Source organism: Kitasatospora cystarginea (assembly GCF_039533515.1).
GTDB lineage: Bacteria > Actinomycetota > Actinomycetes > Streptomycetales > Streptomycetaceae > Kitasatospora > Kitasatospora cystarginea.
The window spans coordinates 1-20942 of the sequence record NZ_BAAATR010000011.1 but is presented as its reverse complement, the minus strand read 5'-3'; the positions used below and the strand labels follow the sequence as shown (position 1 = coordinate 20942).

The 20942-nt window shown below is 67.0% G+C and carries 17 protein-coding genes and 2 pseudogenes; 7 read left to right on the top strand and 12 right to left on the bottom strand.

Features of this window, described 5'->3' with window-relative positions; genetic code table 11:
* Positions 1–111 precede the first annotated feature (111 nt).
* The 3 genes from ABD369_RS14445 to ABD369_RS14435 form a co-directional block, all read right to left on the bottom strand.
* The gene (locus tag ABD369_RS14445; protein ID WP_344636776.1) at positions 112–1647 is read right to left on the bottom strand and encodes a hypothetical protein; all 1536 of its coding nucleotides are present in this window, start codon (positions 1645–1647) and stop codon (positions 112–114) included.
* A gap of 348 nt (positions 1648–1995) precedes the next feature.
* Positions 1996–2319, bottom strand: a complete 324-nt coding sequence (locus ABD369_RS14440; RefSeq protein ID WP_344636775.1) for a DUF6191 domain-containing protein — start codon at positions 2317–2319, stop codon at positions 1996–1998.
* 75 nt (positions 2320–2394) lie between these two features.
* The gene (locus ABD369_RS14435; protein ID WP_344636774.1) at positions 2395–3756 is read right to left on the bottom strand and encodes an FAD-dependent oxidoreductase; all 1362 of its coding nucleotides are present in this window, start codon (positions 3754–3756) and stop codon (positions 2395–2397) included.
* 133 nt (positions 3757–3889) lie between these two features.
* On the opposite strand from ABD369_RS14435, the gene ABD369_RS14430 reads away from it, so the two are divergent.
* Positions 3890–4375 carry a MarR family winged helix-turn-helix transcriptional regulator gene (locus tag ABD369_RS14430; protein WP_344636773.1) on the top strand — a complete coding sequence of 162 codons (486 nt, stop codon included), beginning with the start codon at positions 3890–3892 and terminating at the stop codon, positions 4373–4375.
* A gap of 66 nt (positions 4376–4441) precedes the next feature.
* Here the strand turns inward: ABD369_RS14430 and ABD369_RS14425 are convergent, their stop codons facing one another.
* From ABD369_RS14425 to ABD369_RS14415, 3 genes are all read right to left on the bottom strand, one after another.
* The gene (locus ABD369_RS14425) at positions 4442–4900 is read right to left on the bottom strand and encodes a hypothetical protein (RefSeq protein ID WP_344636772.1); all 459 of its coding nucleotides are present in this window, start codon (positions 4898–4900) and stop codon (positions 4442–4444) included.
* A gap of 49 nt (positions 4901–4949) precedes the next feature.
* Positions 4950–6335, bottom strand: coding sequence for a pyridoxal phosphate-dependent decarboxylase family protein (locus ABD369_RS14420; protein ID WP_344636771.1), 1386 nt, complete (start codon positions 6333–6335; stop codon positions 4950–4952).
* Between the two features lie 187 nt (positions 6336–6522).
* Complete coding sequence (locus ABD369_RS14415; protein ID WP_344636770.1) at positions 6523–7398, bottom strand: sigma-70 family RNA polymerase sigma factor; 876 nt, start codon at positions 7396–7398, stop codon at positions 6523–6525.
* A gap of 354 nt (positions 7399–7752) precedes the next feature.
* Between ABD369_RS14415 and ABD369_RS14410 the strand changes: the two genes are divergently transcribed.
* A complete protein-coding gene (locus tag ABD369_RS14410) occupies positions 7753–8919 on the top strand; it encodes a damage-control phosphatase ARMT1 family protein (RefSeq protein WP_344636769.1) in 1167 nt (388 codons plus the stop codon).
* Between the two features lie 104 nt (positions 8920–9023).
* On the opposite strand, the pseudogene ABD369_RS14405 reads toward ABD369_RS14410, so the two are convergent.
* Positions 9024–9149 (bottom strand): annotated as a pseudogene (locus ABD369_RS14405) (alpha/beta hydrolase); the annotation flags it as partial.
* Positions 9150–9242: 93 nt separating this feature from the next.
* On the opposite strand from ABD369_RS14405, the gene ABD369_RS14400 reads away from it, so the two are divergent.
* Positions 9243–9986 carry a hypothetical protein gene (locus ABD369_RS14400; protein WP_344636768.1) on the top strand — a complete coding sequence of 248 codons (744 nt, stop codon included), beginning with the start codon at positions 9243–9245 and terminating at the stop codon, positions 9984–9986.
* 315 nt (positions 9987–10301) lie between these two features.
* Here the strand turns inward: ABD369_RS14400 and ABD369_RS14395 are convergent, their stop codons facing one another.
* On the bottom strand, positions 10302–10982 hold the full coding sequence (locus tag ABD369_RS14395; RefSeq protein ID WP_344636767.1) for a TetR/AcrR family transcriptional regulator: 681 nt from the start codon (positions 10980–10982) through the stop codon (positions 10302–10304).
* A 125-nt stretch (positions 10983–11107) separates the two neighbouring features.
* On the opposite strand from ABD369_RS14395, the gene ABD369_RS14390 reads away from it, so the two are divergent.
* Positions 11108–12139, top strand: coding sequence for a medium chain dehydrogenase/reductase family protein (locus ABD369_RS14390; protein ID WP_344636766.1), 1032 nt, complete (start codon positions 11108–11110; stop codon positions 12137–12139).
* 46 nt (positions 12140–12185) lie between these two features.
* The gene (locus tag ABD369_RS14385) at positions 12186–12692 is read left to right on the top strand and encodes a nuclear transport factor 2 family protein (protein ID WP_344636765.1); all 507 of its coding nucleotides are present in this window, start codon (positions 12186–12188) and stop codon (positions 12690–12692) included.
* Positions 12693–13910: 1218 nt separating this feature from the next.
* Here the strand turns inward: ABD369_RS14385 and ABD369_RS14380 are convergent.
* Genes ABD369_RS14380 through ABD369_RS14365 form a run of 4 tightly spaced genes read right to left on the bottom strand, consistent with a single transcriptional unit; the run spans position 13911 to position 18365 of the window.
* Complete coding sequence (locus ABD369_RS14380) at positions 13911–14396, bottom strand: DNA phosphorothioation-associated protein 4 (RefSeq protein ID WP_344636764.1); 486 nt, start codon at positions 14394–14396, stop codon at positions 13911–13913.
* Positions 14393–16450 carry an AAA family ATPase gene (locus tag ABD369_RS14375; RefSeq protein WP_344636763.1) on the bottom strand — a complete coding sequence of 686 codons (2058 nt, stop codon included), beginning with the start codon at positions 16448–16450 and terminating at the stop codon, positions 14393–14395. The genes ABD369_RS14380 and ABD369_RS14375 overlap by 4 nt, the downstream gene beginning before the upstream one ends.
* Positions 16447–16620: a hypothetical protein gene (locus ABD369_RS14370; RefSeq protein ID WP_344636762.1), complete on the bottom strand. Its 174-nt coding sequence runs from the start codon at positions 16618–16620 to the stop codon at positions 16447–16449. Before ABD369_RS14370 ends, ABD369_RS14375 begins: the two co-directional genes overlap by 4 nt.
* 14 nt (positions 16621–16634) lie before the next feature.
* Complete coding sequence (locus ABD369_RS14365) at positions 16635–18365, bottom strand: DEAD/DEAH box helicase family protein (protein ID WP_344636761.1); 1731 nt, start codon at positions 18363–18365, stop codon at positions 16635–16637.
* A 1139-nt stretch (positions 18366–19504) separates the two neighbouring features.
* Here ABD369_RS14365 and ABD369_RS41140 point away from each other — a divergent pair.
* Positions 19505–19954, top strand: a complete 450-nt coding sequence (locus tag ABD369_RS41140) for a helix-turn-helix domain-containing protein (protein ID WP_425557617.1) — start codon at positions 19505–19507, stop codon at positions 19952–19954.
* 159 nt (positions 19955–20113) lie between these two features.
* Positions 20114–20833, top strand: a pseudogene (locus tag ABD369_RS14360) (ISL3 family transposase); the annotation flags it as partial.
* Positions 20834–20942 lie beyond the last annotated feature (109 nt).

The following is a 20942-nucleotide window of genomic DNA, read 5'->3' as shown; positions in this document are numbered from 1 at the left end:
CCGTACCGGACGGGAGCGGGCGGCAGCGGGCGCCCTCCACCGCCAGTCGAACGGCAGCGGGCGCCCTCCGCGGTCAGCCGCACGGAAGCGGGCCGCGGGCGTCCTCCGTGGTCAGCCGGCCGACGGCGCCGGGGCCGAGCCGACCGACTTCAGCAGCCACTCCTTGTGGTAGCCGGGCAGCGGGAGCTCCTTGTCCACCACCGGCGTGCCGAAGATCTTCAGGTGCGCCGACAGCGCGCCCGTCAGATCGACGCCGCCGTACAGCGCGAGGTTGCCGCGCACCTGCGGGGTGATGCCCTTCGAGGTGTCCAGGGTGAGCGAGCCCTCGCCCTGGGCCCGGACGTACGGCTCCAGCGTGGCGTCCACGCCGACCGCGTTGAACAGACCGACGTTCACCTCGGCGCCGAGGCCCGCGCGGACGGCGGCCTTGCCGGAGAGCTGCGCCTTGACCGGCGAGATCTTGGTGTCACCGGTGTCGGTCACCGGGCTCCAGCCCCGGCCGCCGGTGTACTGGGCCTGCACCGCCCAGGCGCCGTCGAACTGCTGCTCGGCGTCCATGGTCACCTTGCCGTCGGCGTTGACCTCCAGGAAGCAGGTCAGGCCGAGGTTGACCACGACCGGCAGGCCGCCGACCGTGAGCACGGGGTTGGCGTGCAGCTCGGCGAAGGGGACGCGGACCGGGTTGCCGGTGGTCTTCGCCAGTTCGCCGCTGACCTTCCACTGCGCGTGCGCGCCGAGGTCGAACCCGACCGACGCGGTACGCGGGCTGCCCTGGGCGGCACCGTGGTACGCGAAGTGCACGGCGGGCCGCAGCTGCAGGGAGCCGGAGGCCGAGGCGCTGCCGCCCGGCAGGGCGACCGGCGCGTTCAGGTCCAGCTGGAGCGTGCCGGACGCGTCGGCCTTCGACGTGCCGCCGTCCTTGCCGAACGTCAGCTTCAGGTCCTTCACCAGCGGCTTCACCGTGATCGCGTGCGGGTCGACGGCGATCTTCCCGTCCGCCTCGGCGGAACCGAGCAACTCGGACAGGGTCGCGGGGCGGGTGGCGGCGGTGACCGAACCGTCCTTGCCCGGCTGCACCGCGGTGACGGCCAGCAGCGCCCCCTTCGGCGCGGCCGCGGTCGGCGGGCTGGCTATCAGCTGGCCGGGCCGCACGGTGTCGGCCGGAGCGGCCGAGGCCGGCTGGGAGGCCGCGGCGGACGCCGACGGCTTCCCAGCGGGCGGGTTCCCGGCGGACGAGCTCCCGGCCGAGGGCTTCGCGGCGGGCGTACCCGACGACTTGGCCGCGGGCGAGGCGCTCGACGCCGCGCCGTTCACCCCGGTCGTACCGGCCTTGAGCACGGCGGTTCCGGTGGCCGGGTCGTAGGCGGCGAGCTGGACGCCCCGCGCGGCGGAGGCAGCGGCGGGACGTCCGCCCCCCGCGGCTGGGGTGCTGACCGCGGTCTGCTCCGCTCCCGGCTGGGCGGCGGCCACCACGAGGGCCTCCGAGCCGGCGCGGGCGGCCGCGATGGTCGAGGCATCGGCGACACTCGGTGTCCCCGGCGTCCCGGCGGCCTGCGGCCCGCCCCCGGGTGCCGCACAGGCGGAACCGCCGAGGACGATCGCCGCCGCGATGGCAGGCAGGACGGCTTTGCGAGCGGAGCTGTTCAACAAGTCCCCTTTGGCGCGGCGGACGAGGACACGACCGCGCGAGATCAGTAGACACAGGCGGCGTGGGACAGCCGCTTAAGCGATGTTACTGACGAGTTATCTTCTTGTCGAAGACATGCCGATCCGGGCCGCGGATCTGGCCCCAACTCCCTTACGGGCCATGGGTTTCACCGCACGCCGACCCCGAAACCGCATGAACCGTCAATCGGCTCCGCGCCTGCACCTGGCAGACCCGGTACACCTGGCGGACCTGACGGACCTGAAGGACCTGACGGCCCCGGCGGACCTGGCGGACCGTCAACCGGGCGACTCGAACCCGCCATCCTCCCCGCTGCCGCTCACGGCCCGTCACGCACCACCGCCCTCGCGGCGCCTCCGCACCCGGACCACCGCGCGGCCCGAGTCCAGGTCGATCCGGCGATCCAGGGGCTCGCCCGACTCGGCGTCGTCGTCGCGCAGGACGAGCCGGCGCTCCTTCTCCTCCGCCACGTGCTGCCGGCCCGGCGAGAGGAAGGCGTGCAGCTCGTCCATCAGGCCGGCGGTGGAGGCAGCGCCGATGCCGGCCCGCCGCTTCCGCCAGTAGATCCAGCCCCGCCGTTCCAGCCACAGCAGCACCTGGTCCAGCAGGAGGAGTCCCGCCACCGCTGCGACCGCCCAGATGAAGATGTTCACGCCCGCCCCCTGAAGTCGCCCTCCCGACAACGCACGGGCAGGGGCCGGGGTGCCGGGGAGCCGCCCCGTCAGGCCTCACTCGGCGGCGGCGAGTTCGGCGCCTCGATAGGTGTAGAGGTCGTCGAGGAACTTGCGGCGCAGCGGCGGGATGGCGTCCACCGCCCGGAAGTAGGCCCGGTTGGCCGCAAGCACGGCCCGGCCGACGACCGGCCTGTGCAGCGGATCACTGCCGGAAGTTCCGTTCTGCACAAGGGAGTCGGCGACCCGGGCGAAGCCGTACGGGATCATCTCGGCCTCGTACTCGCAGATGGCCGCCAGCAGGTCCCGCCCCTTGGCCTGGACCGAGGAGAGGGCGCGGCAGAGCAGCATCGCGTCCCGCAGCGAGGTGTTGGCGCCGACCCCCTGGCCGGGAGTCATGGTGTGGATGGCGTCGCCGAGCAGGGTGACCGTGCTGGTGGGCCAGGCCGGCACGGCTTCGGAGGTGGCGATCTGCAGCGGGAAGGCCGTGGACGGGTCCGCCATCGCGAACAGCCGGCGGAAGTCCGGGTGCCAGTTCGGGGTCAGCCGCAGCACCAGGTCGATCAGGTCCGGTCCGCGCAGTGACAGCACGTCGGCGGGGAACTTGTCCTCCGAGGCCCACAGGCCGAAGGAGATGTAGTCCCTGGTGTTGTCGAACAGCAGGCCCGGCCAGGCCCTGATGAGCTCGGCGTCGTTGCCCGCCACGCCCTCCTTCACCCCGCCGCGGGCGTCCCAGCCGAACTCCATGACGTGCCAGATGCACATGAAGCCCTTCGGCGCGAAGACCAGCGAGAGTCCCTGCTGCGCCTCCCTGCTGAGCAGGGACAGCGCCTCGGGGCTCATCGGGATCTTGGCGCCGATGCTGATGATCCCGGCGGGTCGCAGTACGGCCTGCGGCAGGTACTGCTTGCGCACCGCCGAGTGCGCGCCGTCCGCGGCGACCAGGACGTCGCCGGTGGCGCTGGTGCCGTCGGCGAAGTACGCCGTCACGGTGCCGTCCGGTTGCTGCTCGTAGTGGGTGAACCGCTTGTCGAAGTGCACCACGTCCTCAAGTCCGGTCAGCAGCAGCTGCCGCAGGGTCTGGCGGGACACCGAGCGCTCGGAGTTGATCTCGTCCGAGTCGCCGCGCAGCGGGATGGCGGCGGTGCGCTTCTTCTTCTCCGTCAGCACGTTGAAGTACCGGGGCGTGCGGGCGCAGGTCGCCACGAAGGTGTCGAAGAGCTGCGGCGGCAGGCACTCCTTGAGCGCCCGGTTCCCGGTCGGGTCGATGCCCACCCGGTATCCGTAGAGACCGTCGGTGCGGGTGCGGTGCTTCTCGTACACCGCCACCGAGACGCCGGCCCGGCGCAGGCCGTGGGCCAGCGTCAGTCCGCCGAAGCCTGCGCCGATGACCAGGACGTGGAGCGGAGCGGCGGTCATGGTTCCCCCAGGTATCTCTAGCGAAGCTGCAGAGCCATTTATCTAGTCACTAGATTTTCTAGCGACTAGCGATGAGGTAACTTTAGAAATCAGATCGCTAGAAAGTCAAGGGAATCAGCGAGGGGAGGCCGCCATGGCGGAGGAACGGGAGCAGCCGGACGAGGTCCTGGAGTGCCTGATCGAGGAACTCGGCCAGGCCATGCAGGACTTCCAGCGCTCGAACGACACGCTCGACCAGCAGGCCGCCGACCGCCTCGGGCTGAACCGGACCGACATGCACTGCCTGGACCTGCTCTTCGGCTCGACCCCGATGAGCCCCGGCGAGCTGGCCTCGGCCGCCGGTCTGACCACCGGCGGCGTCACCACGGCCATCGACCGGCTGGAGCGCTCCGGCTACGCGGCCCGCACCCGGGACACGGCCGACCGCCGCCGGGTGATCGTCCAGCCCACCGAGAAGGCCAGGACGCTGGTCTGGGAGATCTACGGGCCGATCGTCACCGAGGGCGAGGCCTACCTGCGCAACCTCGGCGTCGAGGACATCCACCGGATCACCGAGTTCCTGCGCTTCACCACCGAGCAGCAGCGGGAGCACGCCGCCCGGCTGGCCGAACGCGGCTGAGGCCGGACCCGCCGGTCCCCCGCGCGGCGGCGGTCTCCCCTCGCGCGGGGACGGGCGCCGGAGGCGCTACCCGGCGCCGGGTAGCTTCCGGCCGACATGGGCCTGGTAGTAGTACTCGCCCTCGAGCACCGCGACGACCACGTCCAAGTCCCCCGACACGAACACCCAGGGATCCTCGACCGCCTGCCGGACCCGCGACACCCACCCGCCGTCCGGCACCCGGCACTCCAGCCAGTGCAGGCCGGTCAGCGGACTGCGGACGTAGACCCTGCCCGTCACGCCGTGCCGCGTCAGCAGCCGCTCGATCCAGGCGTCCACGGCCGCCGGCTCGACATCGTCCGGCAGCGTGCCGTACGGCTCGACGAAGACGTCCCAGAACCCCGAAACGGTCTCACCGATCCAAGGCGGTGCCTCCTCCTGCGCCATCCCCCGGCCGGTGAGCAGCCCGGACAGCTGCCGGCCGAGCTCCGCCAGCACCGCCGCCTCCCGGCGCTCCCGCAACTTCCGCTGCAGCCGGCTCTCCACCACTCCCCGCCCCGCGCTCCCCCGGTTCCCCTCCGCGCTCCCCACCCCGTCAGAGCAGCTTGCGGACGGCTCGCGCCAGCGCGTCAGCGGCCCGCCGGACGTCGGCGTCGGTCGTCCGCCAGTTGCTGAACGCGGCTCGCAGCGCGGGCACGCCCGCGTAGCGGGTCGGGGTGAGGAAGACCTCCTCGTTCAGCTCGGCGGCCAGGGCGGCGAGCCGTTCGGCCGTGGGCTCCTCGGCGAGGGTGAAGCAGACCACGTTCAGGCGGACCGGTGCCAGCAGCCGCAGACCCGGTACGGCGGCCACCGCCTCGCCCATCGCACGGGCGCAGGAGACATCGCGCTCGACGATCTCGCGGTAGCCGTCCCGCCCGTAGGCACGCAGGGTGAACCAGGCGGCCAGGGCGCGCAGCCGGTGCGAGTTCTCCGGCGTGAGGTGCACCAGGTCGGGGTGGTCGCCCACCGAGCCGAGGTACGCGGCGGAGTTCTGGAAGACCCGGGCCTGCAGGTCCGGGCGGCGGGTGAACTGCACCGCGCTGTCGTACGGCACGTTCAGCCACTTGTGCAGGTCCACGCAGACCGAGTCGGCCAGGTCGAGGGCCTCGACCAGGTGGGCGTGGTCCGGGGAGAGGGCGGCGAAGGCGCCGAAGGCCGCGTCCACGTGCAGCCAGAAGTCGTGGCGCTCGCGCAGGGCGGCGATGGCGTGCAGGTCGTCGAAGTCGACCGTGTTGACGGTGCCGGCATTGGCGACAACCACGCAGGGCCCGTCCGTCTCCCGCAGCGCGCGCTCCAGGGCGACCGGGTCGACCGCTTCCCGTCCGGCCAGGGTCTCCACCCCGACCAGGGCACGGCGGCCGAGGCCGAGCACGGACAGCCCCTTGGCGACGCTGGAGTGCGCGCTGCCCGAGAGCACCCGCACCGGACCCAGCGCGGCCAGCCCGTCCTCGGCCGGACTGACTCCGCGCCGCTCCCCGAGCCACTCGCGGGCGATCGCCAGCCCGACGGTGTTGGACATGGTCGCGCCGCTGACGAAGGTGCCGCTGTGCGCGTCGGAGAGGCCGAACAGCTCGCGCAGCCAGCCGACCGTCTCCCGCTCGATCCGCTGTCCGGCCGGGTCCAGCGAGGAGTTGGAGTTCTGGTCCGCGGCCGCGGTCAGCCAGTCGCCGGCCAGCGCTGCCGGGGTCGCGCCACCCGTGACGAACCCGAGGTAGCGCGGCCCGGCACTCGCCGACAGGTTCGGCTCCCAACGCACCGCGAACTCCTCCAGCGCGGCCCGCAGTCCGACTCCCCGCCCTGGCAGCGGCTCCACCTCCGGTTCCCACGGCACGGGGACGACCGGACGCTCGCCCAGCCCGTCGAGGAAGGCCACGGCGCGCCGCCGGGTGTCCTCCAGCAGGTCGGGCAACTGGGCCAGGTCCTCGGCGAGTTGTGGGTGCACGGCTACCCCCTTCGGTCGGTCACGCTCCATTGCGGCCCGACGCTACCCTCGCCGCCCCCGCGCCGTCCCGATCCAATTCCGGGTAACTGGACTGCTCCGCGCCACTGCTGGGCACGGCGCCCGGCGCTACGCCGCCCCACGAGGCGGCGTAGCGCCAGCCGTCACTCACCGTCGACCTCCGATCCCCTCAGTCACCGAGGAACGTCAGATCGAGCCGGGCCACCCGCTCCGGATCGGCGAGGATGTCCATCGCGACCACCTTCCCGTGCGCGACCGTGAAGGCCGCGACCGAGACCGGCCCGCCGTCCACGATCGCGACTGCTCCCGGGGCTCCGTTGACCAGGACCGGATGGGTGAGCTGGACGATCTGTGCGAAGGTGATCGCCCCGCCGGCCACGGCCCGTGCACCGCGCAGCACAGCGCCCGGACGCAGTGCACCACTGTCGGTCCGCAGCACGATGTCCGGATCGAGGACCGCGACCAGCGCCTCGAAGTCCCCGCCGCGCGCCGCGGTGAGGAAGGCGTCGACGACCTCGCGCTGGCGGGCCAGGTCGGCATCGGGGGCCGGGGTGCCCTGGACCCGGCGGCGGGCGCGGCTGGCGAGCTGGCGAGCGGCGGCCGGGGTCCGCCCGACGATCGGGGCGATCTCCTCGAAGGGCACCGCGAACATGTCGTGCAGGACGAAGGACAACCGCTCGGCCGGCGCCAGGGTTTCGAGGACCACCAGCAGCGCCAGACCCACCGAGTCGGCCAGCAGCGCCTCCTGCTCGGGGTCCCCGCCGTCCACGCTGCTCACGATCGGGTCGGGCACGTGGACGTCCAGCGGGTCCTCGCGCCGCGAGGTGCGCGAGCGCAGCATGTTCAGGCAGACCCGGCCGACCACCGTGGTCAGCCAGCCGCCCATGTTCTCCACACCGCTGCTGTCGGCGCGGTCGAGCCGGAGCCAGGTCTCCTGGACGGCATCGTCAGCCTCGCTGAGCGAGCCGAGCATCCGGTACGCCACCGCCCGCAGGTGGGAGCGGTGAGCCTCGAACTGCTCCGCCAGAAAGTCGTGTCGGTCCATCGGTCCATTCCTCCGTCGCCTCGTGTCGAAGCACTGACCCGCGAAACCCGGCCGATGTGACGGACAGCGGCCATGGAGTCCCTCGGAGGCGATCATGCAGGAACCCACGACGGCCGGGCCATGGCGGAACCCACATCCTCCCCAACAGCGCGTGACACCGCCCGCACGCCCACCGCCATCGTTGGGTGCGAGACTGGTGTGCCGCTGATGCCGCCACCGGTCACGTACTGCGCGGCGTCGGCAGCCGGGCAATCACCCCGGCTGGAAGCAGATCGACCACTGCTCCACCGGACCCCGTGGCGAGACCATCGCTGGCCCCGCCCCCTGCCAACGACGAGGAAGGCGAGCCCGTACGTGGCAATCGCACCCGTGATTCTCAGCAACGCTCGCGGCTCCTTCGCCTGGGGCGTCTTCCACGAACGCCACCCCAAGCTCATCGAGCAGGTGCTCGCCGCGCTCCCCTACGGTCCTACCGAACGGGAGAAGATCGAGCGACTGCTCGCTGATAGCACCACCGGCGCTCTGGAACCGTTGGGCCCCGAAGTCCACGATCACGCCCAGTGGTTGGAGTGGGGCCGGGGCCTCTGGGGCCGACCGTGGGGCGAGGCTCCCTTCCTGTGGGCCGAGAGCTACTTCTACCGCCGGCTCCTCGACGCCACCGGCTACTTCCGGCCGGGTGCCTGGCAGGGGATCGACCCCTTCGCCCCGTTCAAGAACGCCGAGTTGGCGAGCACGGCCGTCGACGACGAGCTGACGGCCCTCGACCGCCTCGGCACCCTGCCACCACAAGACCGGGCCAAGGCGCTGCTCTCGTCCGCCCTCTGGGGCAACCGCGCCGACCTCAGCTTCCAGCTCACCGCGCCATCGGACACCCAGGCCGCAACGGCCCTGCTCGCCGATGACAGCGACCTCCTCTGGACCGAGCTGGAACGATCCCGAGGCGGTCAGGTCTGCCTGGTCGCGGACAACGCCGGCCGAGAACTCCTGCCCGACCTCGTCCTCATCGACCACCTGCTGGTCAGCGGCCTCGCGACACGGGTGGTCCTCCACGTGAAGCCCCAGCCCTACTTCGTGTCGGACGCGACCATGGCCGACGTCCTCGCCACCGTCGCGCGTCTGCGCGCCGCGCCCGGGGCGCAGGCGGAGCTCATCGGCCGACGCCTGTGGCAGGCGATGAAAAGCGACACCCTCGCGGTCCGAACGCACCCGTTCTTCTGCGCACCCCTGCCGTACCGCGACATGCCTGCCGACCTCCGCGCCGAGTTCAGCAGCGCGACGGTCACCATCGTCAAGGGCGACCTCAATTACCGCCGCCTGGTCGGCGACCAACTCTGGCCCCCGACCACAGCCTTCGCGACAGCCGCCGCCCGCTTCCCCTCACCCGTCGCAGCCCTGCGCACCCTGAAATCCGACGTCATCGTCGGCCTCAATGCTCCGCTGGTCGCCGAACTCGACCGATCCGCGGGGGACTGGCGCACCAGCGGCCGACACGCCGTCGTCCAGTTCCACAGCCCGAGGTAGCGGCACCCCAACTACCCATCGGGAGAAGAGGAACCGAACGGCCCGAGTGTCCGAGGACTCCGACCGCGTCTACCAGGTCCGCGCGAACGCGGGGCGAGCAACGCTCAGCCGGCGTGCGCCTCGACGGCGTCGATGATCTCGGGCCAGAGTTCGCGAGGACGGTCGTGACCCATATCGGGGATCAACAGGAGCCTCGCCCCGGGCACGAGATCCGCGGTGCGTTTCCCCCCCCACTGGGGGCGGTTCGCCGGACGGGACGGTCTGCAGACCTTTCCGCCACTCACCGGGCCGCGGCTGTCATCACGGACTGGCAAAATGCACCCGTGCTGATCGCGGGACACGAGAACGACCCTCTGATCCCGGGCGAGGAGTTGCTTGCCCTGCCCGGGTTCTGGGCCGCGTACCTGCTGTGGCTCGCCGAGGGCGAGGACTTCGAGCCCGAGCCCGCCCTGTTCGGGGCCGATGGCGCGGACGCGGACGCCGCCTACGGGCGGCTCTCCGATCCGGCCGCCTGGCCCGTCATCCGGCTGCCCATGCAACACGGCCACAGCATCCTGATCGTCCACCGCAACTTCACCGAGGACGCAGGGACCGACTACTACGTCGCCCACCCCGACTGGGACCGGCCACGCTCACTCGCCAGCATCGAGGGCCACTTCGCCGGCCCCGGGCTCGCCTGGCGCGAGCTGCTCCACGTCGCCCAGCACCCTGGGGACGGACCGGGGATCACTGACCCGCACGCCCGCCTGCTGCTCCTACTGCCCGTCCTCGGCGACGCCGACCTGCCGGCCGACGCCACCGCGGCCGTCACAGGCGCCCTCGCCGCCATCGGCACTCCGTCCGAGGCCACGGCCGCCCTCGCCGAGGCCCTGCTCGACCACCCCTTCTGGGACGGCGAGACCTGGTACTTCGAGGGAGCCGGCTCGCCTCTCAGCGGTGCCAGCACCGCCACCCACGCCGGCCGCGTTCTGCTCTGCGGTGGCGCCTACAGCCCCCGCACCGTCCGCTTCGGCCTCTCGCCCGACCAGGACGCCCGCCTCGCCGAAGCCCTCGGCACCGCCGGCTGACGACGGCCTCTGACAGCCCGGCCGTGCGCACGAGTTGTCGGGCACTGACAAGAGGGCCCGCTGCTCACCGCGCTCGACGAGCAGCCACACGCCGCGGTGATCAGCAGCCGACCCGGGCAGACCACATGACGATGGCCGCAGGAATTGGACTTCGCCTTTTGGAAGGACCGCCGCTCACGCGCTCCGGGAGCCGGGTCGGCGAGCCGAAATCCGTTGCTCCGGCGCCGTACCAGCGGCCTTCTGGCACGGATCTGGCACGGCCTGGTCAGGTCCCCCCGGATCCGCGCTCGCTCGTGGATTCATGCTGGCGTGGTGCTACTTCTCCTCAGCCAGCATCGCGGCGTCAGCCCCACTGACCCCGAGTGCTCGCACCTCGTCGGCGTAGAGCTCGGCGGGGTCGAATCCCATGCCGGTGAAGTGTCCGGCGAGTTCGAGCGAGAGGACGCCGTGCAGGCGAGTCCAGAAGGTGAGGGCCCGGCGGAGCGCCGATGACGGGGCCGGGTGTTCTCCGGCCCAGGCGCGGTACTCCGCGAGGTGGCTGTCGAGCGGGCGGGGCGGGGCGGGCGGCTGCTCGGCGGCGCAGGCGTCAAGGAGGTGCGCCATGATCTCGGCGGCGATGCGCGTGGTGTCCTCGGGTGCTTCGTACCCGGGCACGGGAGTGCCGTAGACGAGGAAGTACCGCTGGGGGTCGTCCAAGGCCCACCGGCGCAGCGCGTCCGCCAGGCCACCGAGGTCGGTGCCGGCCTCGGTGCGGGCGGCGAAGGTGTCGGCCAAGCTGCGGTAGGCGTCCTTGACGAGCGCGGTGATCAGCTCGTCGCGGTTGGCGAAGTACCGGTAGAGGGCCGGCCCGCTCATGCCCATCTGCTTGGCGATGGCGTTGAGGGACAGCGCGGAGGCTCCGGCGATGGCGATCTGCCCCCAGGCGCGCTGCTTGATCTCCTCCCGCACCTGCGCCCGGTAGCGCTCCCTCGGTGTCCTCGCACCCGGTTCGCCCATGACCCGTCTTCCTCTCTCCAGCCGAAGCGCTAGTTAGAGGCTATCACTGTCGCTCTTGACTCTCACGAATCAATGGAGTTATAACTTCTAACGAACGCGAAAACATCTACGAGAAAGAGGCGATCATGAGCGCCGAACGTCGCATCGAGGTCGTCCTGCCGGGCATCGTGGCGCCGGAGGGCCTGGAAATCCGCGAGAGCGCCGTTCCGGAGGCGGGCCGGGGGCAGATCGTGGTCGCCATGGAGGCGACCGGCGTCTCGTTCGCCGAGCAGCAGATGCGCCGCGGGCGGTACTACGACCAGCCGGCCTTCCCGTTCGTGCCCGGCTACGACCTGGTGGGCCGGGTGCTGGCGACCGGCCAGGGCGTCGACCCGAGCCTGGTCGGTCGACGGGTGGCCGCGCTGGTGAAGGTCGGCGGGTGGGCCAGCCACGTCGTCGTCGACGCCGACGACGCGGTCCGAGTCCCGGAGGGCCTCACGGCGGCGGAGGCCGAGACCGTCGTGGTCAACGGCATCACGGCCTGGCAGATGCTGCACCGCAAGGCCCGGGTGCGCGCCGGACAGACCGTCCTGGTGCACGGCGCCGCCGGCGGCGTCGGCTCGGTCCTGGTCCAACTCGCCCGCGCGGCGGGCGTGAAGGTGATCGGCACGGCCTCCGCCCGGCACCACGACGCCCTGCGGGACCTGGGCGTCCTCCCTGTCGACTACCGAGCAGGCGACGTGCCCGCCCAGGTCCGCGAACTGGCACCCGGCGGGGTGGACGCCGTCTTCGACCACGTCGGCGGCCGGAGCGTCGTCGACTCCTGGCACCTGCTCGCCCCCCGCGGCACCCTCATCTCCTACGGCAGCGCCTCCACCCGCGACGACACCGGCTCCAAGCAGTGGCCCGTCCTGAAGATCCTCGCCCGGACCTGGCTCTGGAACGCCCTGCCCAACGGACGCCGCGCCCACTTCTACAACATCTGGGCCGGCCGCCCGCTGAACAAGGACCGCTTCCGAGCCCGGCTGCGCGCCGACCTCACCGAGGTCTTCGCCGCCGTCCACCGTGGCGAGGTCACCGCCCGCATCGCCGCCCAACTGCCGCTCGCCGAGGCTGCCGAGGCCCTGCGCCTGGCCGAGTCCGGCACCGTCTCCGGCAAGGTCGTCCTGATCCCCTGACGCGCACCCATCCCACGGACCCACCACCACCTGAAGGGGCCCCACCATGAAGTCCAGCCCGCGCCGAACCCTGACCGCACTGATCAGCGCCACGGCCGTCTGCGCCGTACTCGGCACCACCGCCGCCGCCGCGCAGCCCGCCGCACAGCGCCTGCCGAAGGCCGTCGCCGCATGGGCCGCCGCCTGGAACGGCGCCGACCCCCAGGCGCTCGGCACCCTGTTCACCGCGGACAGCACCTACACCGACCAGGGCGTGGGCGTCACCTTCCACGGCCGCCAGGAGATCGCGGGGTGGAAGGCCCGCACCGACAGCCTCATCGACGACGTCCACGTCACGGTGAAGGCCACCCACCAGGACGGTTCCCACATCACCGTCGAAGCCGTCTACTCCGGCCACCTCAAGGGTGCGCCCAAGCCGTTCGCCGTGCCGATGGCCACCCTCCTCGACCTCGGTGAGCACCACCGGATCGCCTCCGACCAGGACTACTACAGCCTCAACTCCGTCCTCACCCAGTCCGGCCTGCCCGCCGACTGGACCCCGCCCACCCACTGAGCCGACGCTCCCGACCACTCACCGGTTCAGCTCGACCCTGTCGGGGACCCTCAAAATCCCCGGCAGAGCAGCATGATCAGCAGGCAGGCTCGCGGCTGCGGCTCAGGCCGACCCGGCCGACGAGGTGTGCGTTGCCTGTTCGCCCCCGTCCCTGCGAGCAAGGCCCCCCTCTGACCGCGCAGATCGCCCGGGCGAGCAGCCCGAGGAGCCGACAGCGACGCCGGTGCGGGACCGGCTCGACGGACTGTGGCACGGCGAGGACGTCGTCGGCTGGCACCCGCGCGACGGCCGTCCCGGGCTTTCGCCCGCAGGAACGAAGGCTTCGACCGGGACAACGTCCGCATCGACTTCGACCGCCGACAAGTCACCTGCCCTCAGGGGTAGGTGAGCCATGGCATGGCCGTGGCCCTCACCCGGAAGCTCGGAACAGGCACGCCCGATCAATAGGGCGCCCGAGGGGCACGACAGCCGAAAGCAGCACACCAACAGCAAAGGCCCAGATCGGGGATCATGTCCCTGACCTGGGCCTCGAGCGTTGGAGCGGGCGACGAGAATCGAACTCGCGCTCTAAGCTTGGGAATCTTTGGGCCTTCGAGCAAAAACAGCCTCTGACCTGTAGTGATGCCTGATCAGGTGAGTTCAGGGTGAGTCTGGTTCCGACCGCTGCTGACCGTCCTCCACCGCCCGTTCTGGCACGGATCTGGCACGCTCCGACTCATCACCCCGCCACCGCGTTTGGGACAACCCTCGGTAGATCCGAAGCCGCAGGCAGGGCCTCAGCAGTGGCGTACGCCTGGCCCGGGACAGGAACGATTGCAGCTCTCAGCCTATTCGGCATGCCCCCACTGTCAGCGACATCCGCCACGTATGAAGCATCGCCGACTCCCCAGCCCCAGACCCTCGACGTCCTGCACAGCGCCCACGCCACGATGGAAGACCGCGGGCCATGGGCCTGCACAACCTCCCCAGCCAGAACTGGGAGGGCAGCCGAGCCTGGGTACTGGCCGCCAATCTCGCCGGCGACTTCCACCCGAACTCTCAACGGCTGAACCCACCCCATGCGCTGCTGGCGATGACACCCGGCCCGCCCTGCGTGTCGCCGCTGGCTGAAGGTCAGCCACACTTAGCCCTCGCGCACCGCCCTCCTCCCCTACTGGCAGCACATAAGCTCACTGCCAGCCAGCATCTGACAGAAAACCACCGCCCCCGACCTAACGGTCATTCAGGGCTGGCCAGCAGCTTGCGAATATCATCCGGTACGCCACTCGAGGTCCCGCGATCCGAGAGCCCAGCATCTCGCACGAGTCCGATCAGCGTATCGGATACCGTGAGGTGACTACTGCGAATCTCCCCCTGCAGAATAATCAGGCCCCCATTCGCATAATTCTCGAAGATCTCGACCCTCTCTGGCGTGCGGTCCTCACTGAGGATCAAAGCATCTCCAGGGCAGCTTAGTACAGCAATCGCATCAATGATCGCCTCTGCTCGAGCCATATTACGAAAGACATCATACCGAATCGGCTCACCTGACTGCTTGATCGCCTCCGACTTTCCTCGCGACCACCCCAGCGACCCAGCGAATAGCAGGGCCTCGGCCATGGAACTAAATACGCCATCCCCTGACGCCAGCAGCTGCTGAAGCAAGTGTTCCTTATCGCGAGGACGATTGACCCTAAGATCGCTGACGATAACCTGGCCGCTCAAGCGGGAATCTCCTTCAGCTTAGCTCCATCGAATGATGAGCCCTGCTCCTGATAGGGATACGGGTAACCATCGATGGTAATAGATTCAGTCACATCTTCCATGCCCGTCTTGCGGGTGTGGGTCGTGATGACATACTGCTTTCCCACGTGATCCCTGAGATGCTCCTCGACGCCGCCAGATTGCGCCTGACTGCTCAGGACAATCATCTGCGATGCCATTTTCGGGAGAAAGCGGGCAACCCTGCGCTGATAGTCGATATCCAAGCTGCCAAAGCTAGCATCCAGAACCACCGGAAACTCACGCACATCACCGCTTGAGAGATCATCATGAATCGAGATCTCTCGGCACTGCAGCGCCAAAGCTGCTACAAATGACAGCGACAACAACATGTTCTCGCCGGTTGACTTTGCCGCTCGCCTCCGCCTCTCATCCGTTCCCGTCCAGAGCTCGAGTTCGAATTCGCTAGTCAGCTCGGGAACGTAATCCTTGAAAGAGGAGCTTTCAAAGACGCTGCGGATCTTTCGATCGAGCTGTCGCCGCGTCCTTTCCTTCAGAATATCTAGCGTCTTCGTCAGCACGTCCTCCGCTTCCTGGAGAACTTCGTGCCTTCGCTGAATTAGCTTGTTCGCCTCGTCCCTCTCGGCGAGGGTGTTGAACTCAGTGTTCTTCTTTCCGAGTTCCGACTCTAGTGCGTCGAGGCGGCCATCTACCGCACCGAACCTTCGCTGCTTCTCACCGAGATTGGCCTCATGGTCCCCGCGAGCGGACTCGAGCCTAGCGATATCTTCACCCGGGAGCCTCCCAATCTGGGCGGTTACCTCATCAAGTCTTCCTTGTAGGTCACGCAGCTCACCATGGCCCTGGCTGATGCGGGTGTCCAGCGATTCTAGATCCTCGATGGTGGACTTTCGCTGCTCTTCAAGCCCAGCAGCATGGCCACGTAGAATGTTCCAGGCTGCTTCCACTTCAGCCCGCCCTGAGCGCGAGAGCCACTGCTCAATCAGTGCTCGTTCGGGCGAACCCTCCACTAGATGCGTGCCGCAGATGCATTTTGCCTGTTCCAGCAGGTCCTCCACAAAGGTGCGCTTGAGCGGTGCCGGCAACTCTCCCCGCACCCTAAGCTCATCACATACGTCACGCACCTGTCCCGCAAGACCGGGAAGGAAGGCCAGGAATCCCCGGGTAGCTACCAAGCGCTTCCTAGAGGCGACCGCCTCATCAAGACTCCTGGACACACGCTTTTGCTCAGCGGAAAGATGGTCGCGCTGCAGCTGAAGCGCTTTCGCTCCCTCCAACGTCCGCAGCCGACCATCAATGCTACTGATCTCTGCCCTAATGTGGTGGATCTCCTGCTTGAGCTCATCACGCTGCTGACGCTTCTCGGCCTGCTCTTCCTCAAGGAGATCAATTTCCTCGCGCACCTTGTTCATCGAGGTGCTCGACGAGCTCGACTTGGATCGAACCCTAGTTCTCGCACTCGGAAGGTGCTTGAGTGCACGCTCTAGAGGCTCGATCTCGAGGAGAGTCTTGACGGCCTCTTGAATCTCCTTGTACGCCTCCTGCTTAGCGAGATATTCAATCCTCTCGCCATTGATAAAAAAGAACTGAAAAAGCCTACTCGGCAAGATTTTATCAATTACCAGAGAAGGATTCGGAGATTTCTTCCAGGCGCCCGACGAGTCGGAGATTGAAAGCTCGAATTCGGGCCGCCCGAGATCTTGTTGCGCGTAACCCCTTCGCCGCGGCTTGAGCTTTCGTACAGCGCGATAGGTCTTACCACCGTGGTCAAATGTTACAGCCACGGATACGGGAATCTCCTCGCCTTCCTCGGCGGCGTACCATGCGTCCCAGTTAACGAAGTCTCCTGGGTTCTCAAGGTCCGGAGTAACTTTCCCATAGAGCGTCCAGGTGAAGGCGTTTAGCAGAGTGGTCTTGCCGCCCCCATTGGTGCCATATACCAATGTGACATTCCGATTATCACCTCCGGAGAAATCGATCTGCTGGCGCCCTCCGTAAGCACGGAAATTCTCCATCTCTACCGACGTAATCTTCATTTTACGAGAGCCTCCACACTCTTTACGATCTCATCTACAACACCTTCGGGCTTTGTGTACTGGAGATTTTCTCGTTCGATATTCAGGACGATTGTCAGAAGCTTCCTTGCTTCCGGCCTGAGCCCAGCCCAAAGTTCATCAACCTGTCGAGTTTCGTCAATCTCAGACATTCTCTCCGACTTCCCTAAATTCCCATCAAGTCATAATATTCACGCAGTTCGCGTAGTTCCGATAGGGCCCATCCGCCATTATCGGCATATCGAGCAAACTCCAGGCAGCGCGCAAGTTCGCCGCGAAACAAATTCTTCTCGACCTCGAATAGGTCAGGATCCCTTGGAGGGGTGACTACAAAGTCGATCATGTCTGCGCTGGTCTTTCCCGGGGATTTTCTGAGCACCCGACCTCGCCGCTGAATGAACTGGCGAGGGTTCTTACTGCTAGCAAGCATGTAGGCAACACGTGCATCAGGAATATCCACTCCCTCATCCAAACAGCGCATGGAGACCAGGACCTGAATCCCCTCTCCACTTGCAAAGTCGCGCAAAATCTCTCTTCGCTCGGCTGTAGATTCGCGAGAAGTGTACGTATGAGCAGGAATCTTCAGCTCTGCACCGATGAGCGAGAGGGCTTCATCGATTTGACGGGATGCCGAAGCAGAGAAGCCCGGACGAGAGCCTTCGCCGCAGTAGACAAGCTGAAAGAACTGATCCCGCCTCTGGGAAATCTCTGTCCGAAGTGCTGGCAGCTTTCCCTTTGCTTGGCCGAGGATCTTTGAGCGCTTGAGCAACAATGCGTCCAAGGATGATTGGACATCTCCCCCTGCTTGCAGCTGACCGTACAGCTGGCCGATCCTCTTGGTAATCCTCACGTAGTCCTCGGACTCGTCACTTTCAAGAGGCACCAGCACAGGAAAGTAACGGTACCGGGTAAGTGCGCCAATCTCGATTGCTTCTCGAATGCCAAGTTCGATCAGAATATCGCCAAAGTAACGCACCAGTGAATCGGTGCCGTCTGGATCTAGGTAGCGCTCCGGAGTTGCGGAGAGCCCCAATCGAAGATGTGCATTGTCCGGCAGGCAGGATCTAAGCTGCGATGAACCAAGATTGTGAATCTCGTCGCCGATCAGCATCAGGGGAGCAGAGATTCTGGCCAGCACACCTTGGAATCGCTCTGTGGCGAATGTTTTATTTGTGACGATGATCGAGATGTGTTGATCGGAGCCAGCCGTCAAGGCTGCTACCGAATCACTGACTTCAGGCTCCCAATCCTGCCAGGAGTCCCGGCATTGAATGGGAGCTACTCCGAAGCGCCGGAGATCCTTAACCCATTGGTCCATTAGTCCTAGCAGAGGGACCACGATAACTGATACAAGCGGGCTATTGGCGACCCTGAGTTTTTGGCCGGCTCTCGCAAGGGCGCTCAGCGCGGTGATGGTCTTACCGGTTCCCGTTGCCATCTGAAAGATCCCGCGGCCGCCAGCAGCAAGCCACTTGGAGATTGCTTCCCTTTGGTACTCACGAAGCTTAAGCTCGGCAGGAACCTCGGGCCAGCCGCGTGATGTCAAGACAGGTGCCTGCGTCCCAGTGACACCAACTGCCCGACGGGTTGAGCTGCCGAGGCTAATGAGCCTTTCCCGGGCCATCTCAGGAAATTCAATAACCTCGAGCTGGGGCGTTTGATTGCTCCAGAGAAGCTCAAACCGCTCGGAAATACGAGTGACGCGTGGTCCGTCTGCCGGCTCCCATGATCTGAAAACCTCGATCGACTCAAAGTTATCCAACATTGCAGAGGTGGTCTCATTGAGGGATCCGTTGAACGCTACGGAGTCGCCCTGATGGTCCGTGATGACTCCGATCTTCTCGTGATAGATCCCCACACCTCGACTTGAGCGCGTAATCGCAATCTTCACGTCCATCTGCCGCCGCGCAATCATCCTGCCAATCGCGCCTAACGCGTCTAGCTGGGCAGGAGCGAGAGCTTCGAGATCCTGGAGCTCTCGGACAAGAGATTGCTCAATGATCCTACGATATTCATACCCCTGATCGATCTTCTTAATGTCATCTTCGAGCAGGTGCGGACTAGCAACTATCCGTACGGTCCCTCGTGTTCGCTCCAACTCAGAGAAACCGGCGGAGGCAAGTGCCAGAGACCCGCTCGTAAAATAGCCGACGGCTCGATCATATCGGCTCGCTCGACTCAGGCATGGAACGTAGAAATCGCGTACTATATCGTCGGCACCGGTACGGTAGCTATCTGATATTGGTAGGTCTCTGAGCCTGAGGTTCATGACGCGCGTCGCCCCCGGATAGCTGTTAGGAATTCCATTGCCGTCAATGGCGTAACCTCAGCCACGCTGGCAGGACTTGCTGGATTCATCGTTGAGGGATTCATATCCTCGCCCGGTAAACGCTGCTGGTCTGCGCCAGACGTAACCGCAAGCAGCAGTGCGCAGATAATATCCTCGGCTGTGCGCCTGCCACAGTTCCTGAGGCTCAAAAGATCATTATTTGAGCACTGAAATAGAGCAGAGCTACTCCAGAGATCGTTTAGCGTAAGTACTTTCTTAGCCCTCAGCGTGGCACAGAATGGCCGCACATCGACTGACGCGCCGTCATTGGCCACGAGGAGAACAGACAGAGGCTCAGCGGAGTTTCCCCTCACAAGCTCATGGGCGAGCGCTACTGCGGCGCTTTCGCGTGCATAGGTCGTACGGTGGGCAGCAATGGCGTCGAGTGGTGAAGTCATCGACAACCCGAGTTCCTCCAAGCCGCCCCCCCGACTTTGCCCTCGGTGGACGCCCACCTGCAGGCAGGCCTGCAGCAGTGTCCTTCCGCTGCGCGTCCGTAGCTTCCGTGCATCGTAGCGCGGGGACCGGGTTTGGAAGAGCGATCTCAGGAGGACCTGTGCGAGGGCCCCCATGCCCTTCAAGATCGAATCTTAAATAGACTCGCTTGAATCTACTTAAGATCTATTCGAGTTTAATTTAGCTCCGTGAGGAGAATTGTAGGCACCCTCTGGCCTACCTGGCCCCGCTTGGCGCTTAGCCTGGTCGCCATGACAGAGCAGCGACGTCCCGGCAGGGCCTCAGTGCCATTCGGCCCCACGGCGGAGACCGTGGCTGGGAACCTTCGCCGCATCAGGGAGCTGCGGGGGTTGTCGACATATGAACTGTCTGTTCGATTGACAGAACGACAGCGCCCCATCTCTCCCTCCGCTCTCGCGAAGATTGAGCGCGGCGAGCGGCGCGTAGACGTTGACGACCTTGCTGCCCTGGCTGTAGCCATTGGGGTGAACCCGTCGGCCTTGCTACTGCCCCCATCTGACGATGAGAACCTTGCCGTTGCAGTGACTGGAGCTGGAAGGGTCACTGCGCGAGCAGCATGGGATTGGGTCGATGGACTCCGGCCTCTCGTGCCCTTGGAAGGGCGCGAGGAGACTAGCCAGCTCGACTACGAGCTCTTTGCTAGGCCAGAGGGGCGGCGCCGGATGTATAAGGGCCGATAAGTACAGCTGGACCGTGAGACACGCGCACCGCGGCAGACTGACCGACGCCGAGCGAGCTGGACAAGGTGGAGACCGTCGTCCGCTTCCCGGGTGTGTCCAGTGAACGGCTCTGTCCCGTAATCGGTGGTAACGAAGCGTGACGCTTCTCGTTGACAGGTCATGCAAGATGCCAACGAGCTTGTGGGCACGGCGTTTTTCGGGCTGTCGCCGCTGGTGGTCGAGGATGTCGCGGACGAGGGCGAGGAGATTCGGGTAGTGGCCCGGACCCAGGATGGGCCGGTGCCCTGCCCTGCCTGCGGAGAACCGACGGACCGGGTGCACGGCTTCCACCACCGGACGGTGACGGACGTGCCGGCGGATGCGCGTGACGGTGCGCGTGCGCCGGCTGGCCTGCCCGGTACTCGGCTGCCGCCGGCAGACGTTCCGCGAGCAGGTGCCCAGTCTGCTGAAACGTTACCAGCGCCGGACGAACCGCCTTACTACGCAACTCGGCGCTGTGGTGAAGGAGTTAGCGGGCCGGGCCCGGCTAGGCTCTTGGAGGTGCTCGCCGCGCCGGCCTCCCGGTCCACGTCCTTGCGGATGCTGTTGCGCATGCCACTGCCCGCGCGGCGAGTGCCGCGGATCCTGGGCGTGGACGACTTCGCCCTGCGCCGCCGCCGGCGGTACGCGACCGTGCTGATTGACGCCGAGACCGGCGAGCGGATCGACGTCCTGCCTGGACGAGACACCGACGCACTGGAGACGTGGCTGCACGAGAACCTGAGCGTCGAAATCGTGTGCCGGGACGGCTCCGGGGCCTACGGCGAGGCTGTCCGCCGCGCTCTGCCCGAAGCGGTGCAGGTCAACGACCGGTGGCACATTTGGCGCAACCTCTGCGAGGCCGCCCCCTAACCTGCGCGTTTCACTTGCGGTGGTGTCCAGATCATGAGCGGGAACGCGAAAGTGCCTTCTGTGCTGGGAAGATGAGGCTTGTCGAAGGTCTCTGTCA